Source organism: Ardenticatenales bacterium (genome assembly GCA_020634515.1).
In the GTDB taxonomy this organism is placed as follows: Bacteria; Chloroflexota; Anaerolineae; order Promineifilales; family Promineifilaceae; genus JAGVTM01.
Window position 1 is genome coordinate 347,721 of record JACKBL010000005.1, and the last position, 12,000, is coordinate 359,720.

The 12,000-nt window shown below is 59.7% G+C and carries 9 protein-coding genes; 4 read left to right on the forward strand and 5 right to left on the reverse strand.

The window, feature by feature from the left end; genetic code table 11:
- Positions 1 to 282 precede the first annotated feature (282 nt).
- Positions 283 to 2,541, forward strand: coding sequence for a GAF domain-containing sensor histidine kinase (locus tag H6650_15520; GenBank protein ID MCB8953415.1), 2,259 nt, complete (start codon positions 283 to 285; stop codon positions 2,539 to 2,541).
- Positions 2,542 to 2,735: 194 nt separating this feature from the next.
- On the forward strand, positions 2,736 to 3,839 hold the full coding sequence (locus H6650_15525) for an AI-2E family transporter (protein ID MCB8953416.1): 1,104 nt from the start codon (positions 2,736 to 2,738) through the stop codon (positions 3,837 to 3,839).
- On the opposite strand, the gene H6650_15530 is transcribed toward H6650_15525, so the two are convergent.
- Positions 3,826 to 4,494 (reverse strand): response regulator transcription factor, encoded by a 669-nt coding sequence (locus tag H6650_15530; GenBank protein MCB8953417.1) that lies wholly within the window; start codon positions 4,492 to 4,494, stop codon positions 3,826 to 3,828. The genes H6650_15525 and H6650_15530 overlap by 14 nt on opposite strands.
- Positions 4,491 to 5,654 (reverse strand): GAF domain-containing sensor histidine kinase, encoded by a 1,164-nt coding sequence (locus tag H6650_15535; protein MCB8953418.1) that lies wholly within the window; start codon positions 5,652 to 5,654, stop codon positions 4,491 to 4,493. Before H6650_15535 ends, H6650_15530 begins: the two co-directional genes overlap by 4 nt.
- 151 nt (positions 5,655 to 5,805) lie before the next feature.
- Here H6650_15535 and H6650_15540 point away from each other — a divergent pair, with 151 nt between their 5' ends.
- Positions 5,806 to 7,362 carry a hypothetical protein gene (locus H6650_15540; GenBank protein ID MCB8953419.1) on the forward strand — a complete coding sequence of 519 codons (1,557 nt, stop codon included), beginning with the start codon at positions 5,806 to 5,808 and terminating at the stop codon, positions 7,360 to 7,362.
- A 32-nt stretch (positions 7,363 to 7,394) separates the two neighbouring features.
- On the forward strand, positions 7,395 to 8,399 hold the full coding sequence (locus H6650_15545) for a hypothetical protein (protein MCB8953420.1): 1,005 nt from the start codon (positions 7,395 to 7,397) through the stop codon (positions 8,397 to 8,399).
- A gap of 32 nt (positions 8,400 to 8,431) precedes the next feature.
- Here the strand turns inward: H6650_15545 and H6650_15550 are convergent, their stop codons facing one another.
- From H6650_15550 to H6650_15560, 3 genes are all read right to left on the reverse strand, one after another.
- On the reverse strand, positions 8,432 to 8,995 hold the full coding sequence (locus H6650_15550) for an RloB domain-containing protein (protein MCB8953421.1): 564 nt from the start codon (positions 8,993 to 8,995) through the stop codon (positions 8,432 to 8,434).
- Between the two features lie 155 nt (positions 8,996 to 9,150).
- Positions 9,151 to 10,503 (reverse strand): ATP-binding protein, encoded by a 1,353-nt coding sequence (locus H6650_15555; GenBank protein ID MCB8953422.1) that lies wholly within the window; start codon positions 10,501 to 10,503, stop codon positions 9,151 to 9,153.
- A gap of 126 nt (positions 10,504 to 10,629) precedes the next feature.
- The gene (locus H6650_15560; GenBank protein MCB8953423.1) at positions 10,630 to 11,790 is read right to left on the reverse strand and encodes a xylose isomerase; all 1,161 of its coding nucleotides are present in this window, start codon (positions 11,788 to 11,790) and stop codon (positions 10,630 to 10,632) included.
- Positions 11,791 to 12,000: the final 210 nt, after the last annotated feature.

Sequence of the window (12,000 nt, forward strand, 5' to 3'; positions counted from 1 at the left end):
CTGGCAACCTAAGTAACCGCCCGAAAACAACTTCACACTTTTAACGGGCGGTTACTGACAAGCTGCCCGCACATTTCCGCTAATTTAATTGTGGGCAGCCACTAATGGCTTCGCATCAGTCGCACCAGACGCGTTGCGTCTCGCACGAATGCAGGATGAACCCTGGAGGATGGTTTTGTATTCGTTGGTTTACCCTTGCGTCTTTCGCAGGTAGAATAGAAACGTATGGGCAGTTCGTCATGGGCTGCCAGACTGCTCTGGCCGTGATACGTTTCTTTCCGCATGGTATTGTCAGAATTGCTGCAACTGGCGCCGGCGATGAGTGCCGGCATTTACACCATCCTCCTCCTGGCCATCCTCCTGCGCCAGGGCATTGCCCCGCGCCCGCGTCGCCGACTGCTCGCCTTCCTCCTGGCCCTCATTGCCTGGCAACTACTCCGTTTCCTCTGGCCCCCTGACGGCCATCCCCCCAACTTCTCGCACATCGCCCTGCTGGCCTCGCTCCTCTTTCTGGCCCTGCTCACCGCCGCCTTTCTGGAATGGTCCGACCGTGGTTGGTTGCCCGTGGGCGTGGGGTTCATTGTTGGCATTCTCCTCATCGAACTCGCCCGCCCCCGCGCCATCCTCCCCGCGCCCCCCTGGCTGCACCCGCGCCTCTCCCTGGGTGGCGTCGGCGGCCTCCTCCTGTGGGCGGGCGTCTCACTGCCCCTGCTGGCGCGCACCTGGCACACCTACCGCCACACCCGCCTCCCCTGGCACGCCAACCGCCTCCTCTTCTGGCTCCTCATGCTGTGGACCATGGCGGGCGGCGAACTGCTGCTGTTCCTCAACCCGCCGCCGGCACAGTGGACGGGGCAGTTGTTCTGCCTCTTGGCGGCCCTGGGGCTGGCTTACGCCGTCGCCACGCACCGGGTCTTTGACGTGCGTCATCGGCTGCGATTGAGCATCAGCCTGGCAGTGACGACAGTGTTGATTGGTTTGCCGGCTGCCGGCATTTTCCGCGGCATCGTCAGTCGTCAACCACCCCTGCCCCCCCTCACCGTCGCCTTCAGCATCCTCCTCCTGGCCGTCGCCAGCTTCGCCCTCTTCCAGCCCCTGCGCCGCCTCCTCGAACGCCTCTTCTACCGCTACCTCCCCAGCCAGCGATTCGACACCCGCGCCGCCGTGCGCGCCTACAGCCAGGCTATCGCCCGTGTCCTCGATGTCGAACAACTCTCCCACGTCATCATCGGCCAGATAAGCGAACGCCTGGGCATCAATCGCGGCGCGCTCATGCTGCTCTCCCCCACGGAAACCGGGTACGAACTCGAACCCGTTCCCGCATTAGGCCGCCTGCCCCGCCAGACCTTTCGCCTGCCCGCCGCCAGCCCCTTCTTGCAGCTTCTCCTGCGGCAGCGTTACCCCCTGCTGCAATATGAGCTAGACTTCAACCCCGCCTTCCACGGCCTCACCCGCGCCGAACGGGAGTGGCTGGCGGAACAGGCCATGGACGTGTACGTTCCCGTCATCATTGAGGGAACCTCGGAAGCACCGCGCCTGGAAGCCCTCATTGCCCTCGGTCCCAAATCCTCCGGCCTCACCTTTCGCCCCATTGAGATTGAATTGATGCAACTCCTTGCCGACCAGACGGGCGTCGCCCTGCAAAATGCCCGCCTCTATCGGGAACTGGGGCAGCAAAATGAGATAGTGCGCCAACTCAACGAGGACCTGGTGCGGCGAAACGAGCGGCTGGGCATTCTGGATAAAGTCAAGTCAGACTTCATCACCATCGCTTCGCATGAACTGCGCACGCCGCTGACGCAGGTAAAGGGGTACGCGGATATTCTGGCAGCCATGAACAAGGCGGACGCCCTCAGTCGTGAGCAAACGCAGGAAATCGTGGGGCACGTCAATCGCGCCATTCACCAGTTGGAGAAAGTCATTTCCGCCATGTTGGACGCCAGCCAGATTGACGTGCAGGAGATGCGGCTCTCCTTCATGGGCACGGGCATGGAAACGATTGTGCGCCTGGCGGTGGACCCGCTGCGCCCGGCGCTGCACGAGCGCCGCCTGACGCTGGCGCAGCAGGGATTGGACCAGCTTCCACAGATTCAGGCGGATTTCAAGCGGCTGGTGCAGGCGTTCCAAAACGTCATCAGCAATGCCATCAAGTACACGCCGGATGGCGGTATCATTACGATTCGCGGCACGTTGGCGCCGAGCGCGCCCGACCTGGGCGATTTTGTGGAGATTGTGGTGGCTGATACGGGCATTGGCATTGACGCGCAATACCACGAGTTGATTTTTGAGAAGTTCTTTCGTATTGGCGATCCCAAGTTGCACTCAAGTGGCAATACGAAGTTCAAAGGAGCCGGGCCGGGTTTGGGGCTGCCCATTGCCCGCGGCGTCATTGAAGCGCACGGCGGGCGCGTTTGGGTGGAATCTGGTGGCTGCGATGAGGCGCTGCTGCCGGGGACGGAGGTGCATATTGTTTTGCCGGTGACGCCGCCGGCGGCGCGGGTTTCGCCTCCCGGTGATCGTCCTGCCTGGCTTGTGGGGTGAGAATGCCGGCATTTTCCCCAAGCACTACCATCTTCCCGGAAACGACTGAAATCAACCTTCCCAGATTGGCTCAATCTTGACTCTACTGAAAAAAGGCCAAAAACCGGGTTTTTACACGTGAACCACTCTGGTAATTTCAGTCGGACAATCGAAAAACCCGGTTTTTTCATGAACCAATCCGCATAGCAACATCCATGAAACAATACACCTGGTCACGACCAACCCGCCTGACGATGCTGGCCCTGCTCATTGCCCTGGGGATCTGGTTCGCCTACTACGCCCGCGACCTCATCTCCGCGCTGCTGTTGGGCGCGCTGATCGCCTTCATCCTCAACCCATTCTTGCTGCGCATTGAGCAGCGCACACGCTGGCCGCGCAGCCTCACCGTGCCCCTGGTCTTCCTCCTCTTCCTCATCGTCTTCGTGGGTGGCGCTATCTTGCTGGCTCCCTACCTGCTGCGCGAGCTAAACGATCTGGCCCTGGAACTGCAAAACATCCAGGCGCGCCTGGAAAACACGCTGGCGGACCGCACCTTTTCCTTCCTCTTCCTGGAGCTGCGCCCGCGCGATGTGGTGGAAATGCTGCGCGGCAGCACCAGCGATCTGCTACAGCCGGACCGGGCGTTTCGCTTCATGCAGGGGGCCAGCACCAATCTGGCCTGGATTACCGTTATCCTGGTGAGCGCGTTTTATTTGCTGCGGGACTGGTCCCGGCTGCGCGATTGGATGATCGGGCTGGCTCCGGCGGCGGCGCAAGGGGACGTGTGGCGCTTGTATGAGGATGTGCGCGGGGTGTGGCGCGGCTATCTGCGCGGCCAGCTTCTGTTGATGCTGGTCATCGGCGCGCTGACGGCGTTGGGGGGGGCGGTCGCCGGGCTGCGGGGGGCGCTGGCGTTGGGGATTGTGGCCGGGGCGCTGGATGTGATTCCTTCGGTGGGGCCGATCCTGGCGATGGGCGTGGGCGTGGGTATTGCCTGGTTTGAGGGTTCGAGTTATTTGTCTGTGTCGCCGGCGGTGTTTGCGCTGATCATTGCCGGCATTTTCATCCTCATCCAGGCCGCCGAAAACATCTGGCTGCGTCCCATCATCATGAAATACGCGCTGCAACTGCACCCCGGCATCGTCATCATCGGCGTCCTCAGCTCCCTGGTACTTGCCGGCATTCTCATCACCCTGATCATCGTCCCCCTCATGGGCACAAGCATGATCCTGGGGCGTTACCTGCACGCCCGCCTATTGGGGCTGCCCCCCTGGCCGGACACGGACGAAGAGGAGGGATCCGCCCTCACGACAGCGTGATGAGACCCTTTTGCGCGGCTACGGCCACGGCTTCGGTGCGATTGCCGGCATCCAGCTTCCCCAAAATCGAACTCACATGAAATTTCACCGTGCGCTCACTGATCACCAGCGCCGCGGCAATCTCCTTGTTCTGCAACCCCCGCGCCAGCAGTTGCAGCACCTCCATTTCTCGCGGTGTTAAGGTTTCCGCCATATCCACCTCCTCCTGAACGCCGCGCATCTGCTGCAACAACTTCGAGGCGACCACCGGCTGCAGCAGCGATCCCCCCGCCCATACAATCCGAATCGCTTTGAACAACTCCTCCCGCCGCGTCCCCTTGAGCAAATATCCCTGTGCCCCCGCCTGCACGGCCTGCCAGATACGCTCGTCCGTGTCAAATGCCGTGAACACGATGGCCGGAATGTGCGCCAATCCGCGCTGTTGCATCTGTCGCAGCACGCCCACGCCATCGAGTGCCGGCATTTCCAGGTCCAACAAGAGAACGTCAGGCTGCCGTGTCGCCAGCAGCGCCAGCGCCTCCTCGCCGTTGTCCGCCTCGCCCACCACCACAAAATCGGGCTGCGTGCTCAGCACCGCCACCAACCCATCCCGCACCACGGGATGGTCATCCGCCACCACAATCCGAATCGTCACGCCATCTCCTTGTTCGTTCATGCCGCCTCCTGCCGCGGCAGCGTCACCCGCAGCCGCGTCCCCGCGCCCGGCTTGCTCGCAATAGTCAGACGGCCCCCCAGCAGCCGCGCCCGCTCATGCAGCCCTTGCAGCCCAAAACGCCCCGCTTCCACCTGCTCGGGATCAAACCCGCGCCCATCGTCTTGCACCGCCAGCGTGACCTGCGCGGGCGTGATGGTCAATTCTACATCGGCTTGCGTGGCCTGAGCGTGGCGCAGCACGTTCGTCAAGGCTTCCTGCGCCATGCGATAAACGCCCACTTCTATGCGCGCGGGTAGAGGATGTCCGCCGCCAATGACGGTCAAGGTGACGGGCAGCCGCCACCGCTGCCGGTAGGTTTGCGCCAGCAGTTGCAGCGCCTCCACCAGGTTGCGCCCTTCCAAAGGGGCGGCGCGCAGGTCCAACACGGAGCGACGCGCTTCTTCCAAATTGGCGCGGGTGAGTTTGAGGGCCTGGTGAATAACTTGTTGGCCGCGGGGTAAATTGCCGGCATCCAACAAAGCCTCCGCCGACTCCAAATACAACACCACCGCCGCCATCCCCTGCGCCAGCGTATCATGAATCTCCCGCGCCAGCCGGTTCCGCTCCTCCACCGCCCCCACCTGGGTACTGCGCGCAAACAACCGCGCCCGCTCCACCGCAATACCCAACAAATCCCCCACCGTATACAGCAGGCGCAAATCATCCGGCTCCAACTCCCGCCAATCCGTACTCGCCACGTTCAGCACCCCCAACTTCCGCCCATGCGCATACAGCGGAATGCTGGCATGATACCGCAGCCCTTCCGTGCCATCCACCAGCCCCGACAACCGCGAACACTCAATCACATTCACATTCGCCGCCCCCGCCAGATCGCCATCCCGATACGAATTGAGGCAGTAGCAGTGGCCTTCCATCCGTTCGGGCTGACTCGCCAGTACAGGCGGCAAATTCAGCGCCGCCGCCAGATAACTCTCGCCCGTCTCCTCGTGCAGTAGCCACACCCAGCCCGTGTGCAAATCCAGCAGTTGCACCACCTGCGCCAGCGCCGTCTGCACCGCCTCATCCAGATTAACCGTGCGATTCAGCGCCTCCGCAATCTGGTTCAGGATCGTCAACTCCTGGTTCCGCTTCTCCAACGTATCCAACATCCCTGTTCTCATCCTGCCTCATCCCGCCAAACGCCATTTACCCCAATTGTAGTAAACCAACCACCAACCACCAACTATCCCCCTATTGCCTCCCACTCTCCCCCCTTATACAATCTCCCCTTACATGAACACGACGAACCCCGCGAGAAAGACATATTCGCTTTTGACGCATCCATCTCCCACGCTCCGGTTGGCGCTGCTCCTCTGCCTCTGCCTTCTGGCCGCTCTTTCCGCCTGCCAGCCGGAGAAAATCTTCACCCCTCCCCGCGCGGCCACGGAGACGGCCAGCGCCGCCGCCGCCCCGCCGCCCACGCCCGCCCCGCCGCTGCTGCCTTCGCCCGCGCCCACGGGCACGCCGGACTCCCCCCAGGCAGCGGCCACCCATCCTACGATCACCATCTGGATCAACGAAACCTCCCCCGCGCACATCGCTCTGATGAAGCAAATTGCCGGCCAATTCAGTGAATCTTACCCGATTCATGTGGATGTGGTCCACGTCGCGCCCAAGCTGCTGCCCGAATTCCTGAACACCGCCGTTCTTTCGGATACCTTGCCGGATTTGATTCTGCACCCGATTGATTACACGGTTGGCTGGTATGAAGATGGCATTTTGGATGGGCAGGCGGCGCAGGCGGTGCTGCAGGAATTGGGCGCGGAGACCTTCGACGCGGAAGCGTTGGACCTGCTGCGCGACCCCCAGACGGATGTGCTGACGGCGCTGCCCAGCGACGGCTGGAAACAGCTTCTCGTTTACCGCGCCGACTGGTACGCGGCGCGGAGTCTGCCGCCGCCCGTGGACTATACCAGCATCATTTCCGATGCCCAGGCCATTTATAATGCGGACGACCTCATCTCCGGCGTGGTTGTGCCCACCGAATCGGACCTGCTCAGTACGCAGCAGGTGTTTGAGCAGTTCGCCACGGCCAACGGCTGCCAGCTTATCGACGGCAAGGGGGAAGTGACCATCATGGAGCCGACTTGCGTGGAGGCTTTCGATTTTTATCGGGACCTGATCAACCGATTCAGCCCCAGCGACGTGCAGACGGATACCAGCGCCCGCAATGCGTACCTGGAGGGGCGTACCGGTTTGATTATGAGTTCGCCCGCGCTGCTGCCCATCCTGGCCGGATTGGACCCCGCGGTCACGCCCACTTGCGCCGAATGCACGAGTGGCGACTACCTGGCCGGCAGTAGTGGCTTTGTCACCAGCTTGCGCGGCGGTGGCACGGCGGCGGTCAGCAGCAGCTACAGCCAGATTACGGTGTTGGGCATCACCACGCGCGCGAACCGGGCGGCGGCGGAGACGTTTGCCGCATACTGGTTTACGCAGGCGTATCTGCCGTGGTTGGGGCTGGAGTCGGAGCGGAAGGTGCCGCTGCGCCTGGGGACGGTGGATGAGCCGATGATGTTTGCGGATGCGTGGCTGACCTTGCCCATTGCCGGCAGCGACCACACCCTGCTCGACTTCTACCCCGCCACCCTGGTAGACGACCTGCGCCAGGGCATTGCCCAGGCGAACCGCTGGGGCTTCCGCCAGGGCCAGGGCGCGCTCATCAGCCACATGACCGTGGAGCGCGTTATGCCCATCGTGCTGCAAGAAATGCTCAGCGGCTACTTCAACAGCGAACAAACCGCCCTCGAAGCATACAAACGTACCGTTGCCCTCATCCCCGACTACGCCTATCATCTACCCACACCAACCCCGTCGCCAACGCCATGAACGGGCGCAAACCAGAGGGCAATAGAAGAGTTATGCAGCCGCCAACGGAACAGCCTGCCTACGTGGAAGAAGCTTTCGGCATCCTCACCGACGATCAGCTTTATCTTGATTGTATCCTGGTGCGTCCTCCGTCCTTGCCGGACGAGGCGCTGCGCGCCATCCGCGTCTGGGTTCCCAAGACCCCGCTGACCAAAGTGAGCCTGATTGGCTGTGCCCGCCAGGAGGTTGCCGCGGCGGGGTCGCAAAGCGCCATTGCCCATCTCGTATTTGACTTGCGCGGCACAGGGGAGAGTGATTACAAGGATGCCAACTACGAGATGGATCTGCAGGGGATTCGCGCCTGGGCATTGGAGCGATTTGGCCCGATAAGTATTGGTTTCTATGGCACGCCCGACATGGAATACGGGCGCGTGCATCTGCTGCCGCTGCGCCCTGCCGTGCCGCTGGAACATTATGTTTTCCCTGCCGTGGGTCGTCCCACGGGCCGCACCATCGTTTACCTGGCAACCTATGGCAACTTCGTGAATGACGATGCGGCGCTTTGCCGGGAATTGGCGCAGGCGGGTTACCACGTCTACGCGCTGGACCCGCTGCGTTATTTGCTGCACGCCAGCGCCATTGAGCGCCTTTCTCCCCCGGACTTATGGCAGGACTTTCGTTTGTTCCTGCCCACCTTGCCCGGCCCCCCCATCGTCATCAGCCAGCCTATTGCCGCCGGATTAGGGTTGGTGTGGGCGGCGGGCATGCCGGAAGTGCGCGGGGCAATCGTCATCGGGCGGGCGCAAATGGCCTTCCGCCCGGCGCACATCTTCAAGAACGAGAATCCGCACACATTTTTTGTGAGCCGGTACGCGCAGCGGCTGTCCCCGCGTCCGCTGGTGTTGGTGATGGATGGGCGCAGCCGCCGCGAGGATGCGGACGAATTGGCGACGCTCTACCAGATGAGCGGTCCACCGCGCCGCCTGGAGCGGACGCCGCGCGTGGATGCCGAGTTTTTGCTGCGGATGTTGACGTGGATCGAAAACGGGGGAAGTTGAAGGTCGCGGCGGGAGCTACTGCTGTCTTGCATTCACTTATGCCCGTATGACGCCGAATCAATAATTGATTGGGCGAGCAGATAGACTCTGGTCCCTAATTGCTGAGGCCAGCGATCTTCTGGATTGACGTCTAGAAGTCTGGCTCGTTGTATTGCCTCAGTCACGTATGGGAGGTAATCATCTGCTTTGAGATTGCTTTTGTTGTAGCTGCCGGCAATTTCAATGATTGCGCGGTCTAAACGAGTTCGTCCTGATCTTTTGCCATTTTCAAGAAACGCCTGACGTGTCTTGGCGTCGAAGTCCGGCGCTGTCAAATGCAGCAGGAACCACAGTTCTATGGCCGGATTGCTAATACCCAGCCGGATAGACTTCTGAACACATTCCTGCGCAATCCGACTTAATTTCGCGTCCTTCCACCGATCTACGTCAATAACCAGCCAAAACTCGTCATTCTCACCTATCTGGTATTGGGCCATCCATTGGTTTATCTGGTCTAAGATGTGCCGCGGGGAAGAAGCTGTCTCTTCACGAGTTAGAATCTCAACGTGTACCTTTGACTCTACTGAAAAAAGGCCAAAAACCGGGTTTTTACACATGAACCACTCTGGTTATTTTGGCCGGACACTCGAAAAACCCGGTTTTTTCAGTGATAAATACGCGACTGTGGCTTTGGTATCTTCTGTGGCAATGACAATTAATCGCGCGTCGCGCTGTGCATCTTCCCGTATGAACGGGCGGCGTCTACGGGGCATCAAGCCTCCATGTGTCCAGGTTCGAGGTTGCTGCCAAAGATGGGGATCGCGCCAAACCGGCCTTGCAGGTATCCTCTACGAATATCAAGATCGTGGCGGGGCTTAAAGTCTTCCAGAGAATAGAGAATGGATGCCCCCGAAGGGGATTTTTCCACAAACCATATCTCATCGCGGCGCACTAGCTCTAAGTCCAGCAGCGTGGATTCATGGGTAGTGACAATTAACTGATTGCGGGTCTTGCTCTCCAGAAAAATGTCCACAAAGCGGCGTACTAGACTGGGGTGCAGACTGCGCTCAAGCTCATCAATGACGAAGACGCGATCTTCGGCGCCGTAGAGAATGGGAAAAAGATCAAATAATCGCCGCGTTCCGTCTGATTCATTCAGTAATTCGAAGTCAACAGGTGTGTCACCGATAAAACGCCGGGTATTAAGCGCGTGCGCTTCAATTTGACCGGTGTCGTTCCGGGCGAGCAGGTAGCGATGCCCGAGGGAACTGTCCAGAATCACCATGCGTTCCTCACTGTCGCTGGCTCCATTTGCTGTTTCATAGCTGTTATTGCCGGCATCCAGGTTGTTCGCGAGCATTTCCATGGGGAGATCGATGGACTCCAAATCCACCTGCTTTGTGTTGACTTCCTCAATTCCCGTGTGCATTTCCCGCAGAAAGGCCGCAAGCGCCTGACTGTATTTTTGATTCTTGTGTACCTGGAGTTGAATCCCGCGCGCATGTGAGTGAGGAAACACAATTTGCAGACGGTTGCGGAACCAGTTGTACGGGGGGTCAAATGTGCCCACATTGTTCTCAATTAATTCCGTTAACAGGAGTTGATTTGGTCTGGTGCCGCGGGCGACGTAACGAAGGAATTGCGGGTCAACGTCTTTTGTGGCGATATTCCCGAAGTTGGCATGGGTCACGTCGTTATCGTCCGTTTTTCGCTCGAAGAGGGGCGTCTCGTCGTGTAGTTTGACCAGGTACAACCATTCTTCATAAACACGTTGTCGGTCTAAAACAAACCCGTAAGCATAGGTGTGAATGCCGGCATTAAACTCAAACTCAAATCGAGATGGTTGCGAAGGACGCCCCTTATCCAGCAAGAACGGTTCGACGGGAATTTCGCGCTTTGCGGGTAAGCCTTCCACGATCAGGCGACGGGCAAAATCCATTGCCCGGACCACATTTGATTTGCCAGAAGCGTTAGGGCCATACAGCAGCGCCAGACGCAAGACCTTGATCTCTTGATCGGTTAGGGCAACGTGATCACCATGCTTTTGCATCCGCCCAGGGATTAGTGAAAGCACGATTTCCTCATTGATTGAACGAAAATTCTCCGCCGTGAAACGAATCAGCATGAGACACCCTCCGCGTGAAAATTTCTCTTATTCACCCGAAAGATATATCATATCCATTCCAAAAAGTCAAAAACACGCGCTATTTTCGTTTGTTCTGGCAGACGGGCTGGTGTGACTTTGCCGCGACTACCTGACGCCTAGCAGGAGTTCTATCAGCAGTTGGTCCAGCCGTTCGTAGGGTTGGCCGCGCTGCCCCAGGGCAAGGCGATCAAATGAGTGTGCTTTGAGGGTGGCGGCTTTGGTGGGGGTGTAGGGGCCGCTGTAGGGGGCCATCGCGCCATCGTCCGCCGTGATTTGCGCCAGGAGTCCCTGGATTTCCTCGTCCTGGTTGAACTGCTCCGCTTTGTGTTTCAGGATGAGGTACGTGCGCATACAGCCGCGGGCAAATGCTTTCACGTCGTCGTAGTCGGCGGGGCGGTAGGCGTGGGCATCGAAATGGCGACTGCCGGCATATCCCACATCCTCCAGAAACTTCACCAAAAAGAAGGCGCTCTTCAGGTTGACGGAGCCAAAGCGGAAATCCTGATCATAGCGACCAAACGCCTGATCATTGAGATCGATGTGGAACAGCTTGCCCATTTCCCACGCCTGCGCCACATGATGCAAGAAATTGAGACCGGCCATGTGTTCGTGGGCGACTTCGGGATTGACCCCCACCATTTCCGGGTGGTCCAGCGTTTCAATGAAGGCCAGCATCGCGCCGGTCGTAGGCAGATAGATGTCGCCACGGGGTTCGTTGGGCTTGGCTTCCAGAGCAAACTTCAGATCATACCCCTGGTCCAGGGTGTAGTCGGTGAGGAAATTGAGGGCCTCGCGGAACCATTTGGACGCCTCTAATGGGTTCTTGCCCACGTCCGTCTCCGTCCCTTCGCGCCCGCCCCAGAACACATACACTTTCGCCCCCAGTTCCACGCCCAGGTCAATTGCCTGCATCGTCTTTTGCAGCGCGTATGCCCGCACCCGCGGATCGTTGCTCGTAAAGGCTCCGTCACGAAAGGCGGGGTCGCCGAACAGGTTTGTCGTGGCCATGGGGACGACTATGCCCGTTTGCGCCAACGCCTGCCGGAACTCGCGCACAATGCCGGCACGCTCCGCCGGCGTGGCGTCAATCGGCACCAGGTCGTTATCGTGCAGATTGACCCCCCAGGCCCCCACTTCCGCTAACAGATGTACCAGCTCCACCGCCGATTTGGCTTCCCGCACGGGGCTGCCAAATGGGTCGCGCCCCACGTTGCCCACTGTCCACAAGCCAAACGTGAACTTATGCTCAGATTTTGGTTCGTACATGGCTATTCCTCTCGTTTGTGTCGCTGCCGTCGGTCGGCGTGCTATTGTCGTGATGGGCGGGTCGCCTGCCGCGAATGCCGGTGTGACCCCTAGGGTGAATTATACTCAGCCGGGGGAGAAAAGGGGATGTCCGAGAAATGCCGGCATCTCAAAAAAATTACCCCTTGACAGACAACGTCTTCCTGGCTATCATGCGCCACACATCAGCAA